General features: G+C 66.8%; 27 protein-coding genes and 1 tRNA gene. 13 read left to right on the top strand and 15 right to left on the bottom strand.

Annotated features, from left to right (window positions below; all coding sequences use genetic code 11):
• Positions 1 to 5: 5 nt before the first annotated feature.
• Positions 6 to 2,186, bottom strand: coding sequence for a S8 family serine peptidase (locus tag MX659_RS01075; RefSeq protein ID WP_267191641.1), 2,181 nt, complete (start codon positions 2,184 to 2,186; stop codon positions 6 to 8).
• Positions 2,187 to 2,307: 121 nt separating this feature from the next.
• On the opposite strand from MX659_RS01075, the gene MX659_RS01070 reads away from it, so the two are divergent.
• The 3 genes from MX659_RS01070 to MX659_RS01060 are packed head-to-tail and all read left to right on the top strand — an operon-like array spanning position 2,308 to position 4,667.
• The gene (locus tag MX659_RS01070) at positions 2,308 to 2,967 is read left to right on the top strand and encodes a YbhB/YbcL family Raf kinase inhibitor-like protein (RefSeq protein ID WP_267191640.1); all 660 of its coding nucleotides are present in this window, start codon (positions 2,308 to 2,310) and stop codon (positions 2,965 to 2,967) included.
• A gap of 27 nt (positions 2,968 to 2,994) precedes the next feature.
• Positions 2,995 to 4,143 (top strand): baeRF7 domain-containing protein, encoded by a 1,149-nt coding sequence (locus tag MX659_RS01065; RefSeq protein ID WP_267191639.1) that lies wholly within the window; start codon positions 2,995 to 2,997, stop codon positions 4,141 to 4,143.
• Positions 4,144 to 4,157: 14 nt separating this feature from the next.
• Positions 4,158 to 4,667, top strand: coding sequence for a hypothetical protein (locus MX659_RS01060; protein WP_267191638.1), 510 nt, complete (start codon positions 4,158 to 4,160; stop codon positions 4,665 to 4,667).
• Between the two features lie 14 nt (positions 4,668 to 4,681).
• On the opposite strand, the gene MX659_RS01055 is transcribed toward MX659_RS01060, so the two are convergent.
• Together MX659_RS01055 and MX659_RS01050 are read right to left on the bottom strand one after the other, a co-directional pair.
• Positions 4,682 to 4,758 (bottom strand) — tRNA-Ile (locus tag MX659_RS01055).
• Positions 4,759 to 4,812: 54 nt separating this feature from the next.
• Positions 4,813 to 5,208, bottom strand: coding sequence for a secondary thiamine-phosphate synthase enzyme YjbQ (locus tag MX659_RS01050; RefSeq protein ID WP_267191637.1), 396 nt, complete (start codon positions 5,206 to 5,208; stop codon positions 4,813 to 4,815).
• Between the two features lie 74 nt (positions 5,209 to 5,282).
• On the opposite strand from MX659_RS01050, the gene MX659_RS01045 reads away from it, so the two are divergent.
• Positions 5,283 to 5,780: a bifunctional nuclease family protein gene (locus MX659_RS01045; RefSeq protein WP_267191636.1), complete on the top strand. Its 498-nt coding sequence runs from the start codon at positions 5,283 to 5,285 to the stop codon at positions 5,778 to 5,780.
• A gap of 38 nt (positions 5,781 to 5,818) precedes the next feature.
• Here the strand turns inward: MX659_RS01045 and MX659_RS01040 are convergent, their stop codons facing one another.
• The 12 genes from MX659_RS01040 to MX659_RS00985 all read right to left on the bottom strand — a co-directional run bounded on the left by MX659_RS01040 (position 5,819) and on the right by MX659_RS00985 (position 20,339).
• Entirely contained in the window at positions 5,819 to 7,012 is a 1,194-nt protein-coding gene (locus MX659_RS01040; protein ID WP_267191635.1) for an ABC transporter permease, read from the bottom strand.
• Entirely contained in the window at positions 7,009 to 7,773 is a 765-nt protein-coding gene (locus MX659_RS01035) for an ABC transporter ATP-binding protein (RefSeq protein WP_267191634.1), read from the bottom strand. Before MX659_RS01035 ends, MX659_RS01040 begins: the two co-directional genes overlap by 4 nt.
• A 5-nt stretch (positions 7,774 to 7,778) precedes the next feature.
• Complete coding sequence (locus tag MX659_RS01030) at positions 7,779 to 9,299, bottom strand: efflux RND transporter periplasmic adaptor subunit (protein ID WP_267191633.1); 1,521 nt, start codon at positions 9,297 to 9,299, stop codon at positions 7,779 to 7,781.
• A 38-nt stretch (positions 9,300 to 9,337) separates the two neighbouring features.
• On the bottom strand, positions 9,338 to 10,048 hold the full coding sequence (locus MX659_RS01025; RefSeq protein WP_267191632.1) for an HAD family hydrolase: 711 nt from the start codon (positions 10,046 to 10,048) through the stop codon (positions 9,338 to 9,340).
• Entirely contained in the window at positions 10,035 to 12,611 is a 2,577-nt protein-coding gene (gene gyrA, locus MX659_RS01020; RefSeq protein ID WP_407674444.1) for a DNA gyrase subunit A, read from the bottom strand. Before gyrA ends, MX659_RS01025 begins: the two co-directional genes overlap by 14 nt.
• A gap of 3 nt (positions 12,612 to 12,614) precedes the next feature.
• On the bottom strand, positions 12,615 to 13,148 hold the full coding sequence (locus MX659_RS01015; RefSeq protein WP_267191630.1) for a hypothetical protein: 534 nt from the start codon (positions 13,146 to 13,148) through the stop codon (positions 12,615 to 12,617).
• Positions 13,149 to 13,177: 29 nt separating this feature from the next.
• On the bottom strand, positions 13,178 to 15,091 hold the full coding sequence (gene gyrB, locus MX659_RS01010; protein ID WP_267191629.1) for a DNA topoisomerase (ATP-hydrolyzing) subunit B: 1,914 nt from the start codon (positions 15,089 to 15,091) through the stop codon (positions 13,178 to 13,180).
• 100 nt (positions 15,092 to 15,191) lie between these two features.
• Entirely contained in the window at positions 15,192 to 15,710 is a 519-nt protein-coding gene (locus MX659_RS01005) for a DUF721 domain-containing protein (protein ID WP_267191628.1), read from the bottom strand.
• Positions 15,703 to 16,815 (bottom strand): DNA replication/repair protein RecF, encoded by a 1,113-nt coding sequence (gene recF, locus MX659_RS01000; RefSeq protein WP_267191627.1) that lies wholly within the window; start codon positions 16,813 to 16,815, stop codon positions 15,703 to 15,705. Before recF ends, MX659_RS01005 begins: the two co-directional genes overlap by 8 nt.
• Before the next feature lie 3 nt (positions 16,816 to 16,818).
• On the bottom strand, positions 16,819 to 17,916 hold the full coding sequence (gene dnaN, locus MX659_RS00995; protein ID WP_267191626.1) for a DNA polymerase III subunit beta: 1,098 nt from the start codon (positions 17,914 to 17,916) through the stop codon (positions 16,819 to 16,821).
• A gap of 216 nt (positions 17,917 to 18,132) precedes the next feature.
• Positions 18,133 to 19,509, bottom strand: coding sequence for a chromosomal replication initiator protein DnaA (gene dnaA, locus MX659_RS00990; protein ID WP_267192480.1), 1,377 nt, complete (start codon positions 19,507 to 19,509; stop codon positions 18,133 to 18,135).
• Entirely contained in the window at positions 19,509 to 20,339 is an 831-nt protein-coding gene (locus MX659_RS00985; protein WP_267191625.1) for an ATP-binding protein, read from the bottom strand. Before MX659_RS00985 ends, dnaA begins: the two co-directional genes overlap by 1 nt.
• Positions 20,340 to 21,066: 727 nt before the next feature.
• Here MX659_RS00985 and rpmH point away from each other — a divergent pair.
• The 9 genes from rpmH (at position 21,067) to MX659_RS00940 (ending at position 26,139) form a co-directional block, all read left to right on the top strand.
• Entirely contained in the window at positions 21,067 to 21,210 is a 144-nt protein-coding gene (gene rpmH, locus MX659_RS00980) for a 50S ribosomal protein L34 (protein WP_267191624.1), read from the top strand.
• Between the two features lie 25 nt (positions 21,211 to 21,235).
• The gene (locus MX659_RS00975) at positions 21,236 to 21,571 is read left to right on the top strand and encodes a ribonuclease P protein component (RefSeq protein WP_267191623.1); all 336 of its coding nucleotides are present in this window, start codon (positions 21,236 to 21,238) and stop codon (positions 21,569 to 21,571) included.
• Positions 21,568 to 21,789, top strand: a complete 222-nt coding sequence (gene yidD, locus MX659_RS00970; RefSeq protein ID WP_267191622.1) for a membrane protein insertion efficiency factor YidD — start codon at positions 21,568 to 21,570, stop codon at positions 21,787 to 21,789. The genes MX659_RS00975 and yidD overlap by 4 nt, the downstream gene beginning before the upstream one ends.
• 88 nt (positions 21,790 to 21,877) lie before the next feature.
• Entirely contained in the window at positions 21,878 to 22,591 is a 714-nt protein-coding gene (locus tag MX659_RS00965) for a YidC/Oxa1 family membrane protein insertase (RefSeq protein WP_267191621.1), read from the top strand.
• A complete protein-coding gene (gene jag / locus MX659_RS00960; protein ID WP_267191620.1) occupies positions 22,588 to 23,313 on the top strand; it encodes an RNA-binding cell elongation regulator Jag/EloR in 726 nt (241 codons plus the stop codon). Before MX659_RS00965 ends, jag begins: the two co-directional genes overlap by 4 nt.
• A gap of 56 nt (positions 23,314 to 23,369) precedes the next feature.
• Positions 23,370 to 24,104 carry a 16S rRNA (guanine(527)-N(7))-methyltransferase RsmG gene (rsmG, locus tag MX659_RS00955; RefSeq protein WP_267191619.1) on the top strand — a complete coding sequence of 245 codons (735 nt, stop codon included), beginning with the start codon at positions 23,370 to 23,372 and terminating at the stop codon, positions 24,102 to 24,104.
• A gap of 67 nt (positions 24,105 to 24,171) precedes the next feature.
• Entirely contained in the window at positions 24,172 to 24,978 is an 807-nt protein-coding gene (locus tag MX659_RS00950; protein WP_267191618.1) for a ParA family protein, read from the top strand.
• Positions 24,971 to 25,840 carry a ParB/RepB/Spo0J family partition protein gene (locus MX659_RS00945; protein WP_267191617.1) on the top strand — a complete coding sequence of 290 codons (870 nt, stop codon included), beginning with the start codon at positions 24,971 to 24,973 and terminating at the stop codon, positions 25,838 to 25,840. Before MX659_RS00950 ends, MX659_RS00945 begins: the two co-directional genes overlap by 8 nt.
• Complete coding sequence (locus MX659_RS00940; protein WP_267191616.1) at positions 25,837 to 26,139, top strand: YtxH domain-containing protein; 303 nt, start codon at positions 25,837 to 25,839, stop codon at positions 26,137 to 26,139. Before MX659_RS00945 ends, MX659_RS00940 begins: the two co-directional genes overlap by 4 nt.
• Positions 26,140 to 26,172 lie beyond the last annotated feature (33 nt).

Raw genomic sequence — 26,172 nt, 5'->3', positions numbered from 1 at the left:
AGCGCTCACGGCATCGCGCGGATGAGGTCGGCCTGCACCGTCCACGAAAGCGCCGAAGCCCCTCCGAGCACCCATCCGGCGCTCGCGGGCCCAAGCGAGCGGGACACGAAGCCGCGCGCGTCCTCAGACAGCGACAGCGGCCGCGACAGCACGACCGCGCCCCGCCGCGCCCCCGCGGCCGTCCCGCCCGACAGCGCGTCGGGGAAGTCCACGCCGCTCGCGACAGCCACGAGGTCGGTGCCGCACAGGCCGCTTTCGACCGCTCCTGTCGCGATGGCGGCGGCGGTGGCGTAGCGGTCCACGCCGCCCCAGCGCGTGACACCGATGACGCCCGGAATCGCGGCGATCTCGCGGCGCACCGCCTCGCTCACCGCGGCCTCGCCGCCGAGCACGACCACCGAGCACGGCGCCGCGGCGGCGATCGCGTCTTTCGCAGGCCCGGGAAGCGCTGCAGTCCTGACGAGCACGAGCGGGCTTCCCGACGATGCCGCCGGCCCAGAGGCCGCCACTCCGTCGGGGAATTCGTCTCCGCGCGCGACGAGCACGGTGATGGTCTCCGCACTCGACGCCAGCACCCGGCGCGCGACGAGCGCCGCGGTCTCGTAGCGGTCGGCACCCCCTATGCGCTCGACGGCAAGCCCGGCGCCCTCGAGAGCCGCGACCGTGCCGCTCGCGACCGCTGCGGGTCCGCCGACGACGACCACGCGGGTCACGCCGAGCCGTTCGATCTCCGCGAGCGTCACGTCAGGCACCGCGTCCCGCCTCACGAGCAGCACCGGCGCATGGAGAGCGCCTGCCAGCGGAGACGCCGCGAGCGCGTCCGGGAAGCGCTCGCCGCTCGCTATGACGACCGTGGCGCACTCGCCCGAGCCGAAGACCGCCTTCGAGGCGGCGACCGCCGTGGCGTAGCGGTCTGCGCCCCCGATGCGGAAGACGCGCCCGAGCCTGTTCACGGCGGCGTCGGCCTGCACGAGCCCGTAGCCGGACTGGGCGTCGACCCCCGGGGCGCCGACGTCCTTGGCGCTCGCTTCGAGGGCCGCCTCGAGCTCCGCTGGGCTCGTGCTCGGCTTCAGTGCCAGCAGCAGCGCTGCGACGCCCGCGACGTGCGGCGAGGCCATCGAGGTGCCCTGCGCGTAGGCGTATCCGCCGCCGTTCCAGGTCGAAAGGATGCCTTCGGCCGGCAGCCTCGCCTGGTCAACCGCCCACCCGCCGGGAGCTGCCAGATCAACCTGAGGCCCGGTGCTCGAGTACGGAGCGAGCGAGCCATCGCGGGCCGTGGCGGAGACTGCGACGACCCCATCGCACGCTGCCGGGTACCACACCGGCGGGCCGCTGCCGTTTCCGGACGCGGCCACCACCAGCGCGCCCTTCGCCCGGGCGTAGTCCACCGCTTCTTGCAGGACTGCGATCTCCGCAGCATCGTCAGGAACCGCAGGATCCAACGCCTCGCCGAGGCTCGCGTTGACGACCCTGGCGCCGACGTCGGCAGCGTAGCGAAGCGCATCGACGAAGTCGGCCGTGCTGGCGACGCCGCTCCTCCCGATGACTTTGAGCGGCAGGACCTTCGTGGACGGAGCGACGCCAGCAACGCCAGTGGCGTTGTCGGCAACCGCCGCCACGATGCCGGCGACGTGCGTGCCGTGCGGGTACTCCTCGTCCGCTACAGCGTCGTTGTTGACGAAGTCCCAGTCGTGGGCCGTATCGAGATTGGCCGCCAGATCCGGGTGCGACAGGTCGACGCCGCTGTCGATCACCGCGACCGCCACGGAGGCCGAGCCGCGGGTGAGGTTCCACGCCGCAGGGACCCGGATCGACGCGAGCGCCCACTGCTGCGGGTAGAGGGGGTCGTTCGGCACCCACGCGGGGCGCAACATGCCGTTGGGCGCGACGCGGCGGACCGCCCCGGAGCGCGTCAGCCGCTCGCCGATCGCGCGCATCGTCGCCCGTTCCGGGAAGACCACGAGCGCGTCGTGCCCGCTGCGCAGCAGACGGAGCACGCGCCCGCCTTCCGCACGCACCGACGCGAGCGCCTCGCTTTGCTTGGCAGGGTCGAATGAGACGATCGCTTCGGCCCCACGCTCCGCTCCCGCGCTGGACGGCGTCGCGAGCACGGGCGACGCTCCCGCGCACACGAACGCGGCCACGACCGCCGCCGCGACCCATCGCCGAACCGCTCTTGCCGACACCAGCCGCTCCTTCCTAGGCGTGTGTGGAGCTTGGCACGCACCGGCACGCCGCGCAAGCCGCGCGGTGTCCGTTCGTCCGGTCCGTCGTCGAGTCTCCGCTCGAACGGGGTATCAAGTCGGTATGACTCCGCGCACCTATGACCGACGGAGGGCCGTCAGCGCCGTCCGGCGCGCGGCGGCCGTGTGCGCTGCGTTCGTGCTGGCGTGCGTCATCGCGGGGTGCGCCGACCAGGCAGGCAAGGCCCCGGCCGGGGCCCCGGAGCGGCCCGGCCCGCAGCAGGCCGCCCCCGTGCAAGAAGGAGGTGCCGCGACGATGGTCGTCACGTCTCCAGCGTTCACCGACGGCGGCAGGATCCCGGTCGAGCACTGCATGGAAGGGGTCCCCGGCGGCAAGAACGTCTCGCTCCCCCTCTCCTGGAGCGATGCGCCGCCGGGAACGGCCTCGTTCGCCGTCTTCGTGATCGACCGCCACCCCGTGGCCCGGAACTGGGTGCACTGGGCGGTCGTGGACCTCGCGCCGTCGACGACGAGTTTGCCGGCCGGCGCCTCCGGCTCGCTCGCATCGCCCGCGCGCGAGCTCGTCAACACGTTCGGCGACCGCGGCTACGGCGGTCCGATGCCGCCGCCAGGCACCGGCGACCACCCGTACGAGGTCACGGTGTACGCCCTCGACGTCGCGCGGCTCGAGGTGCCTGTTGCCCCGACCGCGGCCGACATCGAGCGCGCCGTCGAGGGCCACGTGCTCGGAAAAGGCGTCATCACCGGCGTCTTCTCACGCTAGGTCCTGCGCTTCACGAAAGGAGCACTCATGGACGTCTTGTCGTCAGAGACCGTGCGAGAGCTCGCTTCTGCACATGGCGGGATCCGCGTGTCGCTGTACATGCCCACTAAGCGCTTCTCCCCCGACGCGGTTTTCGAGAACGCCACGCGCCTCAAGAACCTGCTCAAGGAAGCACGCGCCGAGCTCATCGCCCGCGCGGTGCGCCCCGCTTCTGCAGACGAGATGCTCAAAGACGTTCATGCGCTGGCAGACGACCGGCAGTTCTGGCTCGGCGCTCGCGATGGGCTCGCCCTGTTCATCGACGGCGGCACCCGCGCGTTCAGGCTTCCCGTGGCGTTCGAGGAGTCGGTGTACGTCGGGGAGCGGTTCCGCGTCCGTCCCCTTCTTGCCGCGCCTCGAGCAGACCAGCGCTTCTACGTCCTGTCGTTGTCGCTGAAGCGCCCGCGCCTGCTGCTCGGTGGGCCGGACGGGCTGCGCGAACTCACGGTCGAGGAGATGCCTGAGGGCCTCCAAGACGCGCTCCGGTGGGACGACTTCGAGAAACGCTCGCTGCAGTTCCATACGCGCACCGCAGCGGCGCCGGGCGGACGGCGGCCTGCGGTGTTCCACGGCTCCGGCGAACCGGACCCGAAAGAAGAGATCGCGCGCTACTTCCGCGGCATCGACCGCGTGCTCGTCGAGCACCTCGACGAACGCACGCCTGTTGTGCTTGCTGCGGTGGACTACCTCGTACCTCTCTACCGCGAGGTGAGCGGCCTGAAGACGCTTGCCTCTGAGGCCGTGACTGGCAGCCCGGACGAGATGGCGGACACCGAGCTTCACGCTCGAGCGCTCGCCATAGCCGAGCGGGTGTTCGACCGGGAGAAGCGTGCCGCGCTGGAGCGCGTCGTCGAACAGTGGACGTCTCCGAAGGTGGTGACCGACCCGCTCCAGCTTCTCGAGGCCGCATCCGAGCACCGGGTGGACACGCTCTTCGTGGCGACCGACGCCGAGCTCTGGGGCGCCTGGCGCAACGGCGGGCCCGTGCCTGAGGTCCATCCCGTGCAGCAGCCAGGCGACGAGGACTTGCTCGACGTCGCAAGCGTGCTTACGCTGCGGAGCAACGGTGCGGTGCACGTCCTTGCGGCCGATGAGATGCCGCACCAGGAGCCTGCCATCGCGATCCTGCGCTACTGAACGAAGGAGATCCAGTGACCCCTCGGCGCTTCCTTGACCTGGTCATCACGATCTCGATCGGCGTCGCGATCGTGGTGGGCCTTCTCGCTGGGATCCGCGCGCTCGTGGGCACGACCGGGATAGGGCTTCCCGCGATCGACGTGGTGTTCGTCCCCGGCGACTGGTTCACGCCGACGCGCGTCACGCTCATCGATGAGACCACTGTCCAGGTCGAGGGCGTCACGTCTCCCCTTTCCTGGTCGTCCGAACAGCGCGAGTTCGGCGTCTCGGGCGGGACGCTCGTCCTGTGGGAGGGCACGGGGGAGTCCTACCCGGCGTCGGACGGCGGCACGCTCGCGGTGCGGCACGCCTTCAGCAGCAGAGGAGGGCTGAGCCGGCCGGTGGGATGGCGCGTCGTTCGGATCGAGCGGCGGGACGGCGGCACGACGGTCGAGGCGGCCTACGTGCTGATGGACCTCACCAAGATGGTGTGGCTGAAGCGGACCGGTCCGCTCGAGTGGCGGAGATACGCGATCGAGCAGTGAACGCCTGAGGATGCTGGTGGGCCCGAGTGGATTCGAACCACTGACCTCACGGTTATCAGCCGTGCGCTCTAACCGACTGAGCTACGGGCCCCTGGACAGCCACGATACCATAGCCCAGCCCTTCGCGAGCGTCAAGACGCGGGCCTCATCCCGCGAGCACCGAGATCGCCATCCGCCGCTGTCTCGGCCCGTCGAACTCGCAGAAGAACACCGCCTGCCACGTCCCGAGCGCAAGCGCTCCGTCGTGTACGGGGATCGCCACGCTCGATCCGACGAGCGTCGCTTTGACGTGCGCGTCGCTGTTCCCCTCGCGGTGCTCCCACGCCGACGAGAGCGGTGCCAGCCGCGCCAGAGCAGCAAGCAGGTCGCGAGCAACGGACGGGTCGGCTCCCTCGTTCACCGTCACGCCGGCGGTGGTGTGCGGCACCCAGACGACGGCGACGCCTTCGCGGATCCCGCTCCGGGCGACTGCCACCTCCACGTGCTCGGTGACGTTCACGAGCTCTTCGCGCCTGGTCGTGCGTACCAGCACGGTGTCCACCGCTGCCTCCTCGCGATGCGCCGGTTAGAGTGCACGCAATCGTGGTACCGTAAGCGTGAGGAGATGTGCAAGCCATGATCGAGGTCCGCATAGCCAGCCTGAACGCCGACGCCGCCACGGGGCAGCCGATCGTGCTGCTCAAGCCGCTCGAAGACGAGCTGCTGGGTTTCGATGGCCGGCTGCTTCCCATCTGGATCGGCCACCCTGAGGCCACCGCGATCCTGCTCGCGCTCGAAGGCGAGGAGTTCCCGCGGCCGCTCACGCACGACCTGCTCAAGAGCGTGATCGACGCATTCGGCGCGCGCGTCATGCGCGTCGCGGTGACGCGGCTCGAGGCCGGCACATACTACGCCGAGATCGTGCTCGCGACCGACGAGGGCGAAGTCGTTGTCGACGCACGGCCCTCGGACAGCATCGCGCTTGCGGTCCGGTGCGGCTGCCCCATCTACGTCGCTGAGGACGTGTTCTTGGAAGCAGCGGTCCACATCGAGACGGAAGACGACGTCGAGGAGGAGCTCAGGCGCTTCCGCGAGTTCCTCGACCACGTCGACCCGAGCGATTTCACCTCGTAACGCGTCTCGCGCCGCTGGCCCCTGCGGAGGGCGCAGGCTCACTCGTACCTCAGCGCCACGATCGGGTCGAGGCGGCTCGCCTTCCAGGCCGGATAGACGCCGAAGAACACCCCGACGCCCGCGGAGAAGAAGAACGCCAGCGCCACGGCCCACGGCGTGACGTCGGTCGGAACAGGCGTGAACCGCGCCATCGCAACCGCGCCGCTCCACCCGAGCGCGATGCCGATCGTGCCGCCGAGCACCGACAGCGCCACCGCTTCGATGACGAACTGCGACAGGATGTCGTAGGTCCTCGCGCCGACGGCCTTGCGGATGCCGATCTCGCGCGTGCGCTCGGTGACGCTCACGAGCATGATGTTCATGATGCCGATGCCGCCGACAAGAAGCGAGATTGCCGCGATGCCCGCGAGCATGTAGGTCAGCGTCCCCAGCAGGTCGGAAAGCAGCCCGAGCGTCTGCTCCTGGGTGAAGACAGTGAACTCCTCGCCGTAGCGGGGCGTGAGCACCCGGCGGATCTCCGCTTTCACCCGCTCCACGTCCTCGGCGGTCGCCGCCTTCACGACGATGGTGTTGATGAAGTTCACGCCGAACAGGCGCTGTGCTGTGGTGACCGGAATGTATACCTGGCTGTCTTGATCGCCCGACAGGCCTCCGCCGAGCGACTCGTAGTGTCCGATGACCGTGAAGCGCTGCCCGTTGATGCTCACCCGCTGCCCCACCGGGTCTTTGCCCGGGAAGAGCGTCTCGGCCACTCGCGACCCGAGAGCGCACACGCGGGCCGCTACTTGCACCTCGCTGCGGCGATAGTGGCGGCCGCCGGCGAGCGTCGAAGCGAACACCTCGGTGCCCTGCTCGTTGCCCGCGGCCACGACGACACGCATCGAGCGGTTGCCGGCCTTGATGGTCGCCCCGCCCTGCAGCACGGGCACCACGGCCGAGAGTCCCTCGACCTTGCGCGCGATGAGGTCCGCGTCCTCCAACGTGAGCCGCCGGGCCGGCGGCGCCTGGTCTCCGCCCATGCCGCCGCTGTACTGACCGGGCACGATGAACAGCAAGTTCGAGCCGAGGCCCTCGATCTGCCCGGTTATCTCGCCTTGCACGCCCGTTCCGATGGCCACCAGCAGGATCACTGCGGCGACGCCGATGATGACGCCGAGCATCGTGAGCGCGCTTCGCGCCTTGTTGGCCGCGAGCGCTCGCATCGCGATGCGGAACGCCTCTGGGAAGTTCACCCCGCCACCTCCTCAGGAGGCATCGCGCGCAGCTCCTCGGCGGCGAGCACGCGCTCGGCCACGATCTCCTCGCTTCGGACGCGGCCGTCGAGGATGTGGACGATCCGCTCAGCGTGCCGCGCGATGCGATCGTCGTGGGTGACGACGACGACCGTGATGCCTTGCTTGTTCAGGTCCTGCAGCATCGCCATGACCTCCACGCCCGAGCGCGAGTCGAGGTTGCCCGTCGGCTCGTCGGCAAGGACGATGCTCGGGCGGTTCACGAGCGCCCGCGCGATCGCCACGCGCTGCTGCTGGCCGCCCGAGAGCTGGCTCGGGAAGTGGCCGATGCGGTTGCCAAGCCCCACCCGTTCGAGCGCCTCGAGCGACCGCTTCGCGCGCTCGGCGCCGCTCACGCCACCGTACACGAGCGGCAGCTCGACATTGGCCTGGGCGGTGGTGCGAGGAAGGAGGTTGAAGGCCTGGAACACGAAGCCGATGTGCTTGTTGCGCAGCGCTGCGAGCTGGTTCGGCGACATGCGCGAGACGTCTTCGCCCTCGAGCAGCACCTGGCCGCTCGTCGGCGTGTCGAGCAACCCCACGATGTGCATGAGCGTCGACTTGCCCGAGCCGGACGGCCCCATGATCGACACCATCTCGCCACGATGGATGCGCAGGTCCACACCGCACAAGGCGTTCACGACGACGCCTTCCAGCGGGTAGGACTTCGAGACGCCGACCGTCTCGAGCACGACCTCGCGCGCCGCTGCTGGAGCGCTCACGGCAGTCACTTCACCTTGACGGCGGCGCCGTCTTTGACGGAGGACAGCCCGCCGACGATGACCTCGTCGCCGGCCGTGAGGCCCGAGACGATCTCCGCCCGCGTCTCGGTCATGCGCCCGGTCGTGACCTCGACGCGCTTCGCCTTGCCGTCCCGGACCGTGTACACGTAGCTCGTCCCAGCGTCGTCGAGCACCGCTTCGATGGGCACGCTCAAGACGTCCTGCAGCGACTCGACGACGATCTCGGCGGTGCCGTTCATGCCGAGCAGCACCGTCTCCTTCGCGTTCGCCAGTCGGAAGACCACGGGGAAGGCCGTTCCGCCCGTCGGTGTCACAACCGACGCCGTGCCGATGCGTTCGACCGTGGTGGCGAACGAACGGCCAGGCAGCGAATCGAGCACGACTGTCGCCTTCATGCCCGGCTTCACGTTGACGACATCAGCCTCGTCTACCTGCGCCTCGAACGTCAGGTCGTCCAAGGCGACCACGGTGAACGGCGCCGACGCCGGCGACACGGCGCTGCCGACGACCGGTTCGCCTCCCGCCGCGCCCCCGCCCGAACCACCGAGCGCGCTTGCGGGCAGTGCGGCCGTCGCGCTGTTGAAGAGCACGGTCCCGTCGATGGGTGCGCGAAGCGTCGCCCGCTCGAGCACGCCAGCGGCGTACTCCAGCGCCTGCCGGGCCGCCTCCACCCCGGCCGCCGCAGAAGAGCGGGCCTTTCTCGTGTCGGCCCTGGCGAGCTTCTCCTGCTGCGCGAGCGCCGCCTGGTATGCCGCCCACGCCTGGTCGCGTGCCGCTTTGGCGCTCGCCACGGCCGTCGGGTTCGCGCCAGCGGACGTCAGCGCCGCGAGGTTGGCCTGCGCTGCCGCCAGCGCGTCGGCCGCCTGCTGCTTCGCGGACTCGAGCGCTTCGAGGGCCTCGACGATCGTCGGGTCCTTCGGCTCGGGGGCCGGATCGTACACGCTCGCCTTGTAGGCGTCGTAGGCTGCTGCGGCTGCGTCGTAGGCGGCCTGCGCGAGCGTGACCGCGGTCTGCGCCTGCTGGAGCGCCGCCGGGTCGCTCACGCCGCCAGAGCTCACGAGCTCGTACTGCTTCGCTGCCGCCTGATAGGCCGACCACGCTGCGGTGACGGCCGCCGACGCCGCCTTCTCGTCGGCCGATGAGGGCTGCTGCTGGCCGACCGCGTCGGCCTGCGCGAGCGCGGCGTCGTATGCCGCCTGCGCCTGGGCGACCTGGAGCTCGAGCGGGCGCGTGTCCATCACCGCGATGACGTCGCCGGCCTTCACCTGCTGGCCTTCGGAGACTTCGATGGAGGCGAGCGTCCCCGCGGCCGGCGGGAAGATGTCGGCCTTCGTGCCAGGCGCGACCGAACCGGCTGCGCTCACCGTCACCTCGAGCGGCCCTCGCGCGGCCTTCTCGACAGAAACCTCTACGGCCCCCGCGCCACGGCCGACGACGGCCCAAGTCACGCCTGCCGCGACGAGCACCACGGCCGCGGCACCGACGAGCGCCTTGTTCTTCGACATACGAGCCTCCGTAACGGTCTTCGGTCCTGTGCGGATTCCTACCCGTCCGTACCGTCGCTCTCGCAGGCGACCGCTTCGAACCCGAGCGCAGCAAGGAGCTCGTCCAGCGAGTCCACGATGAGGTCCGGCTCCGCTTCCATCAGGCGCTCGCGCGGCGCGACTCCCCAGGTAACGGCCACGGCGAGCACTCCGGCCGCCTTGGCTGAGGCGACGTCTGCGGAGCTGTCGCCGACGTAGGCAGCATCCGAAGCGTCCACCCCGAGCCCGGCGAGCGCGTGGAGGACCGGCGTCGGGTCCGGCTTGTGAGCCGCCACGTCGTCCGCTGTCACCACCACGTCGAACGCGTCGCGCATGCCGAGAAGCTGGATGCCGCGCTCTGCGATCGGCCTGCTCTTCGAGGTGACGAGCCCGAGCCGCGCCCCTGTCGACCGGATGGCCGCTAGCGCTTCGTGCGCGCCAGGGAACGCGCGCACCATCTCGTCGTGCGTCGCGTGGTTGTACGCGCGGTAGGCGTGGAGCAGGCGCTCGGCGACCTCCTCGTCGTCTGTCAAGATCCGCATCTGCTGCGCGAGCGGCATCCCGACGTTGCGCAGCAGCACCTCGTCGGGGATCTCCTCGCCGAGCACCTCGCGTACGGCGTGCTGGAACGACGCGCGGATGTGCGGGATGCTGTCGGCGAGCGTCCCGTCGAAGTCGAACAGGACCGCCTGAAGCGGGCCGTCCGGGGCGCCAGCGTCACTCCTCTTCATCGAATTCTTCGCCCACGAGCTCCTCGGCCTCGGCCTCACGGTCGTCTGCGGCCGGCGCAGCAGGGCCCTCCACCAGAAGCGACTGCTGGCCTTCGGGAACTGGCTTGCGCTTCGCCTGCGTGCGCACCCGCGCGATGGCCGACACGCGGTCCGTCTCGCCCACGTTCATGACCTTCACGCCTTGCGTGGACCGCCCGAGGCGGCTGATGTCCTCGACCTTCACGCGGATGACGACGCCTTCTTCGGAGATGAGCATGAGCTCGTGGTCGCGGCCGACGACCTTCATGCCGGCCAACCGGCCCTTCTTCGGTGTCACCTGGATGGTCTTCACGCCCATGCCGCCGCGCTTCTGCACCGGGTACTCTGCAAGCGGCGTCCGCTTCCCGTAGCCGCGCTCCGTCACGACGAACAGGTCGCTGCCCTCGGTGGCGATCTCCATGCCGAGCACCTGATCGCCCTCTTTCACCGACATCCCGCGCACGCCGGTCGTGCCCCGGCCCATCGGGCGGACGTCGGACTCGTCGAAGACGATGGCCTTGCCCTCAGCGGAGACCATCACCACTCGCTGGCCCTTCTGCACGCGGCGGACCGCGATGAGCTCGTCGCCCTCGCGGAGGTTGATGGCGATGATGCCGTCGCGGCGCGAGCGGTCGTAGGCCTGCATGGCGGTCTTCTTCACGAGCCCGCTCGCGGTGGCGAACAGCAGGTACTCGTCGTCGCGGAACTCGCGCGTCGTGATGACGGCCGCGATGCGCTCGTCTTGCTCGAACGGCAGCAGGTTCACCACGGCGGTGCCACGGGCGTGCCGCGAGCCGAGCGGAAGCTCGTGCACCTTCATCCGGTAGACCTTGCCCTTGTTCGAGAAGAACAGCACGTAATCGTGCGTCGAGCTGATGAAGAGGTGCTCGACGAAGTCGCCGTCTTTCAGGTTCACGCCGCTGATGCCCTTGCCGCCGCGACGCTGCTGGCGGTAGGTCGCCACCGGCAGGCGCTTCACGTAGCCGCGCTTCGTGATGGTGACCACCATGTCCTCTTCGGCGATGAGGTCCTCGACGTCGAGGTCTTCGACGGTGCCGGTGATCTCGGTGCGCCGAGGATCGGCATGCTTCGCCTTGATCTCGGCGAGCTCGTCTTTGATGATCTGCAGCACGAGGCGCACGTCCGCGAGCACCTTCTTGTACCACGCGATCTTCTCGCGGAGCTCGGCCAGCTCCTCTTCGATCTTGTGGCGCTCCAGGCCGGTGAGGCGGCGCAGGCGCATCTCGAGGATGGCCTCGGTCTGCGCCTCGGAAAGCCCGAACCGCTCGATCAGGCGCTGCTTGGCCTGCGCGTCGTCTTCGCTCGACTTGATGATCGCGATGACCTCGTCGATGTTGTCGAGCGCGATGATGTAGCCCTCGAGGATGTGCGCCCGCTCTTCGGCCTTGCGCAGGTCGTACCTGGTCCTGCGGGTGATGACCTCCTTCTGATGCTCGATGTAGTAGTGGAGCATCTCTTTGAGAGTGAGCGTGCGCGGCACGCCGTCAACGAGCGCGAGCTGGATGATGCCCATCCCCGTCTCGAGCGGCGTGTGCTTATAGAGCTTGTTGAGCACCACCTGCGGCACGGCCGACTGCTTGAGCTCGATGACGACCCGCATGCCTTTGCGGTCGGACTCGTCGCGCAGGTCTGAGATTTCCGGCAGCTTCTTCTCGCGCACCAGGTCGGCGATCTTGGTGACGAGCTTGCTCTTCTGCACGCCGTACGGGATCTCCGTGATGATGATCCGCATCTTTCCGGTCGAGGTCTGCTCGATGTGCGCCTTGCCCCGGACCTTGATGCTGCCCCGACCCGTCTCGTACGCCTGGCGGATGCCGTCGCGGCCCATGATGATGCCGCCGGTCGGGAAGTCGGGGCCGGGCAGCACCGCGAGCAGGTCGTCGACCGTCGCGTCAGGGTTGTCGATGAGCAGCGTCGTCGCGTCGATGACCTCGCCGAGGTTGTGCGGCGGGATGTTGGTGGCCATGCCCACCGCGATGCCGGCGCTGCCGTTGACGAGCAGGTGCGGGAAGCGGCTCGGGAGCACGAGCGGCTCTTGCAGCGACTCGTCGTAGTTGGGGCCGAAGTCGACCGTCTCCTTCTCGATGTCGCGCAGGAGCTCCATCGCTGCCCGGTGCAGCCGCGCCTCGGTGTACCGCATCGCCGCAGCGCTGTCACCGTCCACCGACCCGAAGTTCCCGTGTCCGTCGATGAGCGGGACGCGCATCGCGAAGTCCTGCGCCATGCGCACCATCGTGTCGTACACGGCCTGGTCGCCGTGCGGATGGTACTTGCCGATGACCTCGCCGACGGTCCACGCGCTCTTCTTGTACGGCCGCGTGGGTGTGAGCCCCGACTCGTTCATCGCGTACAGGATCCGCCGGTGCACCGGCTTCAGCCCGTCGCGCACGTCGGGAAGAGCGCGCGCCACGATGACGCTCATCGAGTACTCGAGGAACGACGTCCTCAGCTCTTCTTCGATGTCGACGGGAAGTACGGTCCCGGCGCCCGGAATCTCGTCAGACACGCTTCCGCTCCTCACCATCTGTCATCGGACGTTGTGCCTCCTCCAGAGAAGCACGCCGCCCCCGATCATCATGAAGCCCCACAACATCATCAGAAGCGACGCGATGGTCGTGACCAGCGGAGATGCCGCCGCCACCGCGTCTGATGCCCGCGTCCGTGCGAACAGCACGGCCGACCACACCACGAACCCGAGCCCCGCTGCCGCCATCGCCGCTGCGACCACCGTCGCGACCGCCGATACGTGCTCGGAGGCCCGCGGCTCTTCGAGCGAGAGCTCGATCAGCATCCGCTCGATCTGCCGCTCGTCGATCTGCCCCGCCGCCGGAACGGCAGGCGCCGCTTCGGGCCGCTCCGCTTCGGGCCGCTCGGCCGCGGGTTGGCCTTGGGCCGCCTGCTGCGCCTGCTGCGTTGCAGAGAGCCGCGCCCGCTCGAGCGCTTCTTCCAGCTCGCGTTCCGCCCGCTCCTGCTCCTTGCGGCGCCGGAGCTCCTCGAACGCGTCGCGCTCCCAGGGAGGCGGCTCGAACTTCCGTGGCTCTCTGCGCGGGACATCGCCCATGTCGTGTCGCCCGCCTCCGCGTGCCGGCCTCACACATCCAGGAACCTGACGTTCTTGGCGTGCCTTTGGATGAACTCCTTGCGCGGCTCGACCTGCTCGCCCATGAGATCCACGAACGCTTCTTCTGCCGCAAGAGCGTCGTCGAGCGTGACCTTGAGGAGCGTCCTGCGCTCCGGATCCATCGTGGTCTCCCACAACTGCTCGGGGTTCATCTCGCCGAGACCCTTGTAGCGCTGGAGCGTGTACTTCGTGCCTTCAGGCAACCGCGCCAGGATCTCTTGGAGCTGCTTGTCGTTGTACGCGTACTCGTGCTTCTTGCCGATCGTGACCTTGTACAGCGGCGGCTGCGCGATGTAGACGTACCCGCGCTCGATCATCTCGCGCATGTACCGGTAGAAGAACGTGAGGATGAGGCACCGGATGTGGCTGCCGTCCACGTCGGCGTCGGTCATGATGATGGCCTTGTGGTAGCGCGCCTGCTCGATGTCGAAGTCGTCCGCGACGCCGGTGCCGAGCGCCGTGATGAGCGCTTGGATCTCCTCTGAAGCCAACGCGCGGTTGATGTTGGCCTTCTCGACGTTCAGTATCTTGCCTCTGAGCGGCAGGATCGCCTGGAACGACCGGTCGCGTGCCTGCTTGGCAGACCCGCCCGCCGAGTCGCCCTCCACCAAGAAGATCTCCGTGAGCTCGGCTTCCCGGATCGAGCAGTCTGCGAGCTTTCCGGGCAGCGTCGTCGATTCGAGCAGCCCCTTGCGCCGCGTGAGCTCGCGGGCCTTTCGGGCCGCAGCGCGCGCCTTGGCGGCCTGTGCCGCCTTCGTCACGATCAGCCGTGCCGGCTTGGGGTGCTCCTCGAGGTAGTCTGTGAGCGCCTGAGTCACCGCGGTCTGTACGAACGAGCGCATCTCGGTGTTGCCGAGCTTGGTCTTCGTCTGCCCCTCGAACTGCGGTTCGCGCAGCTTCACGGAGATGATGGCCGTCAACCCTTCGCGGATGTCCTCACCCGCGAGGTTCTCATCCTTCTCTTTCAGCAGGCCCTGCTTGCGCGCGTAGTCGTTGATGGTGCGCGTAAGCGCGTTCTTGAAACCCTCCAGGTGCGTACCGCCCTCGTGGGTGTTGATGTTGTTGGCGAACGCAAGCACCGTCTCCGTGTAGCCCGTCGTCCACTGCATCGCTACCTCGACCGCGCCCTCCGGCCCTTCGGTCTCGAAGTAGATCGGCTTGGCGTGGAGCGCCTCGCGCTTCTCGTTGAGGTAACGCACGAAGTCGACGATGCCGCCCGCGTAGCGGAACTCCTCGCGCCTCGGCTCGAGTTCCCGCTCGTCGACGAGGGTGATCTTCAGGTTCTTGTTCAGGAACGCCGTTTCGCGAAGCCGTGTCGCCAGCGTGTCCCATGAGAACTCCGTGGTCTCGAAGATCTCGGGGTCCGGCCAGAACGTGATCTTCGTGCCGGTGGCCCTGCTCTTCCCCACCGCCCGCAGCGGTCCGGTGGGCTTGCCGCGCTCGAAGACCTGCTGCCAGACCTTGCCGTCGCGCTTGACCTCGACCTCGAGCCGCTTCGAGAGCGCGTTGACGACGGACACGCCGACGCCGTGCAGACCGCCTGAGACCTTGTATCCCTCGCCGCCGAACTTGCCGCCTGCGTGCAAGATGGTGAGCACCACCTCGACGGCCGGCTTGCGGTACTTCGGAACGTTGTCGACCGGGATGCCGCGGCCGTTGTCGATGCAGGTGACGGAGTTGTCGGGGTGGATGATGACCTCGATCGTGGTGCAGAAGCCCGCGAGGGCCTCATCGACCGAGTTGTCCACCACCTCGTACACGAGGTGGTGGAGCCCTTTGGGGCCGGTGGAGCCGATGTACATGCCCGGGCGTTTCCGGACCGCTTCAAGGCCTTCGAGGACCTGGATGTCCTTGCCTGAGTACGAGCTGTTCGAGACTGCCACGAAGGTCCCTTCTTCGCACGCATGCGGAACCACGACATGTTGAATGTGTCGGTACATTCTAGCACAACCGGTAGTGCTGGCGCGGCTTCGCGCGGACGCATCACCGCTGGTCGCGGGCCGTGTCGGCACCGTTCAAAGACCCCGCCTTGCGGAGCGCGGCCAAGGCTCGCGCGATCGCCTCTTTGAGCGCCGGATCCGAGATGCTCTCAGGCACCTCCGTCAGCGCTGCCCGGACCTCCTCGTCCGACGGCAGGGCCACAGGCTGCCGGTGCCGCCGCTCTGGTTTCGTGCTGGTGCGGGACCGCGCGCTTCGAGAGACAGTGAAGCGGATCGCCCTTACTGAATCCTTGCCGACCCGCCGGTGTAGCTCGGTAAGATACGAGCCGCTCATCAGCGCCAGCTCGTTCGCCCACGCCGGGGAGTCTACAGCGACGAGGAGCTCGCCTTCTGTCACCCGGACGGCCCGGGAATGGGCGGCCACGGCAGGCCCCGCCACACTTTCCCAGGCAGCGCAGACCCGTGCGCCAGCGAAGCCGCCGCTCCGGTCGCTGCGCCGCAACACCTCCTCGGCGAGCTCTCCGATGCGCGCCACCGACCCGATGCGCTTCTTCCTAGCCATCGCTTCTTCCCAGGTCGACCACGCTGACCGCTTCTCCTGTTTCCGGGACGTGCGACCTGTCTGTCGTCGTGATCATCGTCTGCACCGCTTCACCGATGCACGCCTGCAGCGCTGCTCGCCTTCGCTCGTCGAGCTCGGACATCACGTCGTCGAGCAGAAGGATAGGCTCCGCCCCTGACACGTCAGCGATCGTCCGCATCTCGCCGATCCTCCACGCGAGCGCGATGCTCCGTTGCTGGCCTTGTGACGCGAACCGCCTGGCCTCTCGCCCGTCGAGCAAGAGCACGAGGTCGTCTCTGTGAGGCCCGACGACGGTCGTCGCCCTCTCTCGCTCGTCGCTCTCGCGGTTCACGAACTCGGCCGCGAGCGCGGCCTTCGCCTCGTCGAGAGAAACCTCGACGTGCGGGTCTGTGATCCCAAGACCGCACCGGTCGTGGTACTCGACTGACAGCACAGCAGCCTCACTCAAGTTCTCGTGCTGTGCCGCCACGTGATCGAACAGCCGCGCGACGAGCCTCCGCCGGTGCACGAGCAGGCGAGCGCCGAGCATGACGGCCTGCTGCGTCCACACCGCGAGGTCGGTCTTGGTGGCCTTCCACTCCCGAAGCAGCGCATTCCTGTGACGGACGACCTTCAGGTACTCCCGCCGCGTGTGCGCGTACGCGTCCGACAGGCGGCCTCCGAGCGCGTCGATCGCGTCGCGCCGTACGTCTGCGGAGCCCTTCACGAGATCGAGGTCGTCTGGGCGGAACACGACCGTGTGCGTGCCTCGCAAGGCCTCGCTTCTGCGCTTCTTCTCGATCCCGTCGATGAGAAGGCGTCTGTCGCCGTCGAACGCGATCCTCTCTTCGACCTCGGTCTGTGCACCGTCGCGCGTTCCGAACAGGCGCACCTGCGCGCTGGCTTCCCCCCATTCGACGACGTCTTCGAGGCGCGCTTGCCGGAAGGACCTCCCGCTTATCACAAGGTCGATAGCCTCGAGCACGTTCGTCTTCCCTGAGCCGTTCGGCCCGATGAAGACCGCCGTGCGTGCAAGCGTCCCGGAATCGAAGAACCGGTGGTTCCGGAAGTGCTCGAGCGTGATGCGGCCAATGTGCAGCGGCACGTCTCACCCGAGTCGAACAGGCATGAGCAGGTAGGTGTAGGAGATGTCCTCCCCTGCGCGGATCACGCCGGGTTTCATGGGGCTCACGATGTCGAGCGTGATCTTCTCCGAATCGGCGCCGGTGATGCCGTCCGTAAGGTACGCGTGGTTGAAGGCCATCTCGACTGGCTGGCCCTCGACGTCGGCCTCGACGACCTCGGTCGCATCGCCGACGTCGTGCGTCTGTGCCGAGAGCACGAGCGTCCGCTCCTCTGGAGACACCGTCACTCTCACAGGTGCACTGTGCTGCGCCATGAGAGACACACGGCGCACGGCGGAGAGCATCTCTTCTTTGTTCACAGTGACGCGCGTCTCGTACTCGGAGGGCAGAAGCTGTTTGTAGTTCGGGAAGACGCCTTCTATCCTCCGTGTGACGAACGTCGTCCCTCCGAACACGAACACGATCTGATTCTGTGCTGAGGCGATCGTGACGCCCTCGGATCCGGCGACCAGTTTCGACACGTCGTCGAGTGCTCGACCTGGGATGACTGCGCTGAACTGCCGTGACTCGTTCTGTCCGCTCGCTTCTGCTAGACACAACCGGTACGAGTCGGTCGAGACCATGGTCACGTTCCCGTCGCTCACTTCGACGAGGGCTCCTGTCAACACAGGTCGCGTCTCGTCCTTGCTCACCGCTCGGGCCACCTTCTGCACCATCGTCGTGAACAGCCCGACCTCGAGCGTCACTTCGTTCTCGGAATCGACCTCTGGGAAGCGCGGGAACTCGTCCGGTGAGAGCGTCTTCAGCGTGAACGAGCTCGTGCCAGACACGACACGTACGCTCGTTCCTTCAGTCTCGACGCTCACCGCGCCTTCAGGAAGGCTCCTGATGATGTCCCCGAACAACCTCCCCGGTACGACGGTGCTGCCGGCTTCATCGACTCGTGCTTTGACTCCGGTCTTCACCGACACGTCGAGGTCTGTCGAGTTCAACACGAGATCGTCGCCCTTGGCTGTGAGCAGCACACCCGAGAGGATCGGGAGCGTGGTTCGAGAAGAGAGACCACGGTTGATGATGAAAAGCGCGTCTGCCAGTTCGGTTCGGGCGAGCGAGACCTTCATGGTTATTCCTCTCTTCTCTCAACAAACCTCATCGTAACAGTCAGGGCTGTGGATAGTGTGGAAAACCACGGTCTTTCGAGTTCGGAGCGGGTGTGTCCATGAGGACGGCACCTGTGGATAGAACAGAGGTTCTCCCACAGGACGTGTACACACCGACACCTGTCAACACATCAGACGTGTTATCCACACCTCCCTCACCTGTTCTCCACACGGTTATCAACTCCGTTTCTTGATCTGGTTCGTGAGCGTCTGCACTTGATTGTAGACTTCGCGCTGCTCGTTCATGAGTTTGCGGATCTTCGCAGTGGCGTGGATGACGGTGGTGTGGTCACGCCCACCGAACTCCTGTCCGATGCGAGGAAGCGAGAAGTCAGTGAGCTCGCGCGCAAGGTACATGGCGATCTGACGAGGGTACACGTAGGCCTGCGAGCGCTTGCTTCCTGTGAGATCGGCCTTCGAAATCCCGTAGAACTTGCAGACCTCCTGCTGGATCGTCGCGATGGAGATCGGTCGAGCGGAGCGCTCAGGGAAGATGTCTTTCAAGACCGCCGAAGCAAGGTCGAGATCGATCGGCGCGCGCGTAAGCGAGCTGAAGGCCACGATTCTGATGAGTGCACCCTCGAGCTCGCGGATGTTGCTCGCGATGCGCTCTGCGATGAATGAAAGGACCTCGTCGGGCACGAGCAGGCGCTCGGCTTCCACCTTGCGCCGCAGGATGGCGATACGCGTCTCGAGCTCAGGCGGCTGGATATCCGTGATAAGGCCCATCTCGAACCTGCTGCGCAGCCGGTCTTCGATGTTGCCGATGTCCTTCGGGGGCTTATCTGAGGACAAGACGATCTGTTTTCCTGCCTGCTGCAACGCGTTGAAGGTATGGAAGAACTCTTCTTGGGTCTGCTCCTTGCCCGCGATGAACTGGATGTCGTCAACGAGCAGCACGTCGTTGGTGCGGTACTGTCGCCGGAAACCGTCGATGCGGCTCTTGTCGCGATCACCGATGGAATTGATGAAGTCGTTCGTGAACTGCTCGCTTGACACGTACTTGACACGTTTGTGGGGAAAGCTCGCTGAGACGTAGTGGCCGATGGCTTGAAGCAAGTGCGTCTTGCCAAGGCCGACCCCGCCATAGATATACAAGGGGTTGTACGCGCCGCCCGGCGTCTCCGCGACTGCGAGCGCTGCGTGGTAGGCGAATTCGTTCGACGAACCGACGACGAACGAATCGAAGGTGTACTTCGGGTTGAACTCGACCTCGTCTGTGTGCCGGGAGCGGCGCCCATCCGGGCGATCCGGTTCCGCGGCCTGCTGCTCGACGACCGCGCGCTCCACCACGACGGCGGGGCTGTCCGAGACCTCGAAAGAGACCCGAAGCGGCCGGCCGGCGACCTGGCTCAGTGCGGCAGCGAGCAGCCCGGAGTAGCGAGAATCCAGCCAGTCGCGAGCGAACTCGTTCGGAACGCCCACGACGAACACGTCCTCATCGAGGCGGAGCGGCGCCGTGTGCTCGAACCACGTCTTGAATGTGGGTGTGTTGAGCTCTGAGCGCACGATCTCGAGCGCGTCTGTCCACAGAGCGGCGGTGCCAGCGACCATCACAGCCCTGCCCCTCCGTCCAGCAGCCGGACCAGCACCCGTTCTCCGAGAGGTGTCAAGGAGCGCTTACCGGTGTCGTCGCTCGCGAGCAACGAGAGCCGCTCGAGCGCCTCAAGGTCGCGGTACGCCGTGGACAAGGCGATGCCAAGCTCGCGGGAAACAGACGATGGGCCGATCGAGCCGAGTTCGAGCGTGAGCGACAAGATCTGCTTCTGCCGGGTCGAGAGCCGTGGAAACGACGAGGCATACGGTTCTTCACGCGCAGACGCGTGCCCGTGGTCGCCGGAGACCGTAAGCGTCACGACGGTTCCGTGCCCGAGGTTGTCTTCCAACGACAGCGAACCGCCGCTGAATGACAGGCATTCCCGGGCGACCGGAAGACCAGAGCCGACCCCGCGGATGATCGACTTCATGCTGGCAGACGCCGTGGAGAAGCCTGGAAGAACCGCGCGGTCCTTGTCGCGGATGCCGGGGCCCTGATCGGAGAAGCGGATGGTGTTGCCGCCATCGGTGATGGTGACGACGGCCTCCCGGAAATCGGCGTGAATCAGGTTCTCGGCGATCTCGCGAATCACGACGAACGGGATCGACCCGCCTGCTTGGTGAGCGAGCTCGTACACGGTAGACGAAAGCGTGTCGATGAAGGCGCGCGCCCCCTGAGCGACGACGTCTTCCACGCGGGGAGGAGCGGCCGGGGAGTCGTAGACCGCGATCCGGGCGCGAAGTGCGCCGAGGTCGTCGTGGGCGTCCGCAGCTGTCTGGGCGGACGAAGGGTAGTCCACAACGGCACCGCCAGAGGCGGTCTCAGTGGCCGCGTAGAACTGCCTCATCACACCCCCTCTCGCCCGGAAGCGCGGAATATCCACATCGTCGTCCACAACGCCGTCCACACCCCTTCGCGCCGAAGCGAGCGACAGTCGTGGCGCAGCGTCTGCCCGCTTTCAGCTTCCGGCATCAGCCAAGACACCAGCCAGCGAGCGGTTTTCCGGGAGTATCCACAGACCTTTCCACATCTGTGGACAAGCCCGGAATCCTGTCTTCGAAAAGCCCCGATCGGCACGCACACGAGATGGGTCCCCGTGGAAAACGGGCGTCGGAGTCGTCCGCGCCGCCGATCCTCGAGGCCAGCGGTGTGGATACGCGAGAAAACCCGTTCCGTACGATCTCGCTGGTGGCGTCGGCGGTGCGGCATCCACCTGTGCGAGATTGCACGAACCGACACAATCAGGGCTTCTACCTGCGGTTTTTCAAGGTCTTGAGCCAAAGACGGTCGGCTCGGCGACAGCGGCGATTCTACCAGAGGGCCGACGGGCCCAACAATCGAGCGAAACGCGTTATCCACAGGTTCCACACGAGAGAATCCTGCGTTTTCCCCACTATCCACAGATTTCGAAGAATTTGTTTCCGGGGCTTTGTGTGCAGAGGTTGTCGAAACGCCGAAGCCTGCCACGGGGTGCGATCGCGCCGCCGGTCCTTGACCACGAGGAGGCCAGACGGGTAGTATCATGCGGCTTACTACTGTGCCAGCCATGTGCTCGGCGTGAACGGAGGATCACTGTGAAGCGGACATACCAGCCGAACAATCGCAAGAGGGCGAAGACCCACGGGTTCAGGGCGCGCATGTCCACCAAGGGCGGGCGTGCCGTTCTCGCGGCGCGACGTCGGAAGGGCCGGAAGGTCCTCGCTCCGAGCGCGGCCTGACGGCGAGGATCAGGCGGTGCCCGCGATGCGGGGCACGCTGACCAAGAAGGCGGATATCGAACGGCTGTTCGATGAAGGCAGGGCCGCGAGAACCCATTTTCTGACAGTAATTGTGCGCGAGTGCGGCGGCGAGTCCGCCCGAGACGGGCGCCTCATGATCGTGGCAGGCCGAAGTATAGGGAACGCGGTGCGTCGCAACCGGGCGAAGCGCGTCTTGCGAGAGGCGGTGCGCCGCGCCGGCGGTCCGTGGCCAGGACACCACGTGGCTGTGATCGCCCGACCCAGCGCGCTCTCTGCCAGCCCAGCGGACCTGGATGAGGCCCTCAGCAGCGCGCTCGACCGAGCGGGTGTGAAGCGATGAGGTCGCCGGGCGCACAGCTCGCCATCTGGGTCGTCCGGGCGTATCAGAGGGTCGTCTCCCCTGCCCTACCGTCTTCGTGCAGGTACTATCCGACGTGCTCCCAGTATGCAGTGGAGGCGCTCGAGCGGTATGGGCTCGTCAAGGGCTCGTGGCTCTCGCTGAAGCGGATAGCACGGTGCCACCCATTCCACCCAGGCGGGTTCGATCCAGTGCCATGAGCGACAGAGCCAATACAAAGAGCGCGCGTTTCCGCGCAGACCGGAGATGCTTCGCGGCAGCAGGCCGTGACGGACAGAGGAGTGAACAGTGCAGGCCTTAGAGAACGCGCTCTTCGCAATCCTCAACTACTTCTACGGGTGGGTGCACGACTACGGGTTCGCCATCGTGTTGCTCACCGTGGCGGTGCGCGTCGTGCTCCTGCCGCTCACGGTCAAGCAGATACGGTCGATGCACGAGCTGCAGAGGATCCAACCGAAGCTGAAGGCGCTGCAGGAGAAGTACAAGAACGACAAGGAGAAGCTGCAGGCCGAGACGCTCAAGTTCTACGAGGAGCACAAGGTCAATCCATTTGGCGGATGCCTGCCTACGCTCCTGCAGTTCCCCATCTTGATCGCGCTGTACCGAACCCTCGGCGGTACACCGGAGAAACCGGGCCTCTTCTTGAAGCACATCGCCTCCATGGGGCCCGCGCAGGCGGAGGCCGCGAAGCGCTTCTGGGTGATCCTGCCCGACCTTACATCGACGCCGAAAACCGTCTTCGGTGAAGCCGGCTTGGTCGGTGCACTCCCCTACATCTTGCTCGTCGTGCTCTTCGGACTCAGCGTGTATCTGCCGCAGGTGACGCAGTCGAAGGACCGTCAGCAGCGGATGATCGGGCTGTACATGGCGGTCATGATGCTGTTCTTCGGGTGGAGCGTGCCCGCCGGCGTCCTCGTCTACTGGGTGACGTCGAGCGTTCTTCAACTCGTCCAGCAGTATGCACTGACGCGTGCGTATTCCGAGAAAGAGGTCGAGAAGTGACGGAACGAGAAGTGATCCAAGAAGGCCCGTCCGTGGCGGAGGCGATCGATGCCGCGCTTGAGCGTCTCGGGGTCCAGCAAGACGCCGTGCGCTACGAGGTCCTGGACGAAGGCGCTCACCGCGTGATCGGTCACGACCGGCCGGCGAAGGTGCGCGTCTGGCTCAAAGACCCGGTACCTGTGTCGGAATCGCACGATGCGGAGGTTCCTGGCGACGTCGTCGAAGATCAAGGTGACGAACTCGAGCTGTCCCCAGAGGACGAGGAGCTGGACGCTCTGGCCGACACCGCAAGCGACGTCATCACGCGCGTATTGGGATTCATCGGGATGTCCGCCGAGATCGAGGAGTACGAGGGCGACGAGGGTGAGCTCATCCTCGACGTCGTGGGAAGCGACGACCTTGGCGTTCTCATCGGACGGCACGGCCGGACGCTCGATGCGCTCCATGTCTTGGTCGCGGCCATCGCACACCGCGTGAGCGAGGTCCGGCATCCGCTGATGGTGGACGTGTCCGGCTACCGGTACCGCCAGCGCATGAAGATCGAAGAGATCGCGAAGCGGGCGGCCGAGCGCGTAGCTCGCACGGGACGCCCCGTGACCCTTCGGCCCATGTCGGCGTTCGAGCGCAAGGCCGTGCACGTCGCGCTGCGAGACGACAAGCGCGTGACGACGGCGTCCGAAGGCGACGAGCCGGCCCGCCAGGTGGTCATCTCTCCGCGCTAAGAGCTTCGCCGGTGTTTCACGTGAAACACCTGGGTGCAACGAACGGACGGTTTCACGTGAAACATGCAGAGCGCTGGCCGACGACGGTGGATGCGGAAAGCGTGCGCTCCGCACTCGACGCGGCCGGCGTTCCCGTTTCTCTCGAACAGGCAGAGGCGCTCGCGCATCACGCCGATCTCGTGCTTGCTGCGAACGAGCGCATGAACCTCACCGCGATCAAAGACGTTCAGGAGTTCGTGGAGCTCCACATTGTCGACTCGGTTGCGGCCGTCCACGAAGCGGTCGGGGGACCTGAGGGCCCGATGGTCGACATCGGCACAGGCGGGGGGTATCCGGGAATACCGCTCGCCATCGTGACGGGACGCCCGTGTGTCTTGCTGGAGGCCACGCAGAAGAAGGCAGGTTTCCTCGAAGAGGTCGTCGAGACGGTCGGACTCCCAGGCGTGAGCGTCGTGAACGCGCGCGCAGAGGAATACGCCGATGCGAGCCTTGGCCTCTTCTCGCTCGCAGTGGTGCGCGGAGTAGGGGAGCTTGCCACGGTGGTGGAGCTCGCGGCTCCGCTGCTGCGCGTCGGAGGCTGGCTGCTCGCGTACAAGGGCCGACCGACGACTGACGAACTCGACCGGGGCGCGCGCGCTGCGAAGCTGTGTGGGATGGCGATCCGCTCGGAACGCCGGTACGAGCTTCCCAGCGGACACCAGCGGGTCGCGATCGTGTACGAGAAGATCGCCGAGCCGACGGTTCGCCTGCCGCGCCGACCAGGAATGGCGGCCAAACGCCCGCTCGGATGACGGCGCCTTCTTCCCTGCCCCCACGCCGTAGCATATACTGCGGAGGGGTTCGTGAAGAGGAGCGTCCATGGGAGCAGATCTGGGAACGGAAGCGACGGGCGGGGAGTCTCGCAAGGCTCGCGTGCTGGCGGTGGTGAACCAGAAGGGCGGCGTCGGCAAGAGCACGACCGCGGTCAACCTCGCGGCCGCCCTGGGCGACATGGGCAGGGGGGTCCTACTGGTCGACCTCGATCCGCAGGGAAACACGACTTCCGGCTTCGGGCTGGACAAGAACCAGCGCCAAGAATGCGTGTACAACGCACTTCTGTCAGGAACGCCCGTAGAGACGCTGATCGAGCCGGTATCTGTCGAGAACGTCTTCGTCGTGCCGGCGACCATCCAGCTCGCGGGGGCCGAGATCGAGCTCGTTTCTGCATTCAGCCGGGAGACCAAGCTCAAAGGCGTGCTCTCCCCCATCCTGCACGACTTCGACTTCGTACTCATCGATTGTCCGCCGTCTCTCGGTCTGCTCACGGTGAACGCGCTCACGGCCGCAGATGGTGTGATCATCCCCGTCCAGTGCGAGTACTACGCGCTCGAAGGCCTCAGCAAACTCCTGGAAAGCTTCAAGCTTGTGAAGACGCACCTCAACCCCGGCCTGGAGATCTTCGGTGTCGTGATGACCATGTACGACTCGCGGACGAAGCTCTCGCAAGCCGTCTTAGAGGAGGTGCGGGACTTTTTCGGCGACAAGGTGTTCGAGACGGTGATTCCGCGAAGCGTGCGGGTGTCAGAAGCGCCAAGCTTCGGGCAGCCGGTGACGGTGTTCGATCCCACTGGGCGCGGTGCCGAAGCGTACCGGTCCTTGGCTGCGGAGGTGTTGAGCCGTGTCTAAGAGAGGTCTCGGCAAGGGTCTGTCGGCGCTGATTCCGGGGGCCGGGCAGGAGTTCACGGGTACAGAGCCGCAGGAAGTGGCGATCGAGCTGATAAGCCCGAACCCCAGCCAGCCGCGGACAGCCATCGACGAGCAGCAGATCGACGAACTTGCGGACTCCCTGCGGAAGGTCGGCCTGCTGCAGCCCATCGTCGTGCGTCCGCACGCCGAGGGCTACCAGATCATCGCAGGGGAGCGCAGGTGGCGCGCGGCGCGGGCAGCGGGCTTCGACAAGGTCCCGGTGCGCATCATCGCGTGCTCTGAGACCGAGGCGCTGGCGCTGGCGCTGATCGAGAACCTGCAGCGCGAGGATCTGAATCCCATCGAAGAAGCGAGAGGTTATCGCCAGCTGTTGACCGACTACCAGATGACGCAGGCAGAGCTCGCCGACAAGGTCTCGAAGTCCCGCTCGGCAGTCACCAACGCGCTGCGATTGCTCGACCTTCCTGACGAGGTGCAAGAGATGGTCTACGACGGACGCCTCACGGCAGGCCACGCCCGGGCCATTCTCTCCGTTCCGAACGAAGAGCAGAGGATCGCGCTGGCGCACCGCATCGTTCAAGGAGGGCTCTCTGTCCGCGAGGCCGAGAACCAGGCACGGCTGATGGCGGCCGGCCAGGCCCCTCGCGAGCCACGGCCGCCGATGCCGAGGACGTTCAAGATCATCGCGCGCAGGTTGCGCCGCATGCTGGGATCGCCCGTGCGCGTCAGGCAGGCGAGAGGGAAGTGCAAGATCGAGATAGAGTTCCAAGACGAGAGCGACCTGGAACGCATCACGAGCATCCTGTTCGCGGGCGAGGAAGGGAAGAAGACTACACCATGAGCGGCCGGAGAGTAACATATTTTGCTATAGGTGCAGCGGCCGGGCTGGCGGCGGGCGTGATCATCGGGCTGATGGTCGCGCCAGACAGCGGGGCCCGAACCCGCAGGCGTCTCGCCAACGAGGCCATGCGCGCAGCGGACCTCGCTCGTTCGGTCGCCGATCGGGCAGAACGCGTGGCAGCGCTCATCGGGACGCAGGTGGATCACGCCCTCGGTCGCGAAGAAGAGGCGGCGTGGAGGCGGGTGGCTCGGCTGCGCGACGGTGTCCAGCGCTACTCCCGGACCGTGATGGCGCCATGATGTCAGGGCCCCGTGCTATCGTCCCTCGGTAGA

The organism is Parvivirga hydrogeniphila (assembly GCF_023371205.1).
GTDB classification, from domain to species: Bacteria; Actinomycetota; Coriobacteriia; order Anaerosomatales; family Anaerosomataceae; genus Parvivirga; species Parvivirga hydrogeniphila.
The sequence above is the reverse complement of the archived record's forward strand: the minus strand, read 5'-3'. Positions and strand labels throughout refer to the sequence as shown.

Coding starts and splice junctions, on each gene's coding strand:
- MX659_RS01025 (WP_267191632.1), bottom strand. CDS start 10,048: ATGAAGAGGAGTGACGCTGGCGCCCCGGACGGCCCGCTTCAGGCGGTC.
- MX659_RS00940 (WP_267191616.1), top strand. CDS start 25,837: ATGAGCGGCCGGAGAGTAACATATTTTGCTATAGGTGCAGCGGCCGGG.
- MX659_RS01045 (WP_267191636.1), top strand. CDS start 5,283: ATGATCGAGGTCCGCATAGCCAGCCTGAACGCCGACGCCGCCACGGGG.
- MX659_RS00950 (WP_267191618.1), top strand. CDS start 24,172: ATGGGAGCAGATCTGGGAACGGAAGCGACGGGCGGGGAGTCTCGCAAG.
- MX659_RS01015 (WP_267191630.1), bottom strand. CDS start 13,148: ATGGGCGATGTCCCGCGCAGAGAGCCACGGAAGTTCGAGCCGCCTCCC.
- dnaN (WP_267191626.1), bottom strand. CDS start 17,916: ATGAAGGTCTCGCTCGCCCGAACCGAACTGGCAGACGCGCTTTTCATC.
- yidD (WP_267191622.1), top strand. CDS start 21,568: ATGAGGTCGCCGGGCGCACAGCTCGCCATCTGGGTCGTCCGGGCGTAT.
- MX659_RS00975 (WP_267191623.1), top strand. CDS start 21,236: ATGCGGGGCACGCTGACCAAGAAGGCGGATATCGAACGGCTGTTCGAT.
- gyrA (WP_407674444.1), bottom strand. CDS start 12,611: ATGGTGAGGAGCGGAAGCGTGTCTGACGAGATTCCGGGCGCCGGGACC.
- MX659_RS00985 (WP_267191625.1), bottom strand. CDS start 20,339: ATGAGGCAGTTCTACGCGGCCACTGAGACCGCCTCTGGCGGTGCCGTT.
- MX659_RS01065 (WP_267191639.1), top strand. CDS start 2,995: ATGGACGTCTTGTCGTCAGAGACCGTGCGAGAGCTCGCTTCTGCACAT.
- MX659_RS01030 (WP_267191633.1), bottom strand. CDS start 9,299: ATGTCGAAGAACAAGGCGCTCGTCGGTGCCGCGGCCGTGGTGCTCGTC.
- MX659_RS01005 (WP_267191628.1), bottom strand. CDS start 15,710: ATGGCTAGGAAGAAGCGCATCGGGTCGGTGGCGCGCATCGGAGAGCTC.
- dnaA (WP_267192480.1), bottom strand. CDS start 19,509: ATGGTCGCTGGCACCGCCGCTCTGTGGACAGACGCGCTCGAGATCGTG.
- MX659_RS01070 (WP_267191640.1), top strand. CDS start 2,308: ATGACTCCGCGCACCTATGACCGACGGAGGGCCGTCAGCGCCGTCCGG.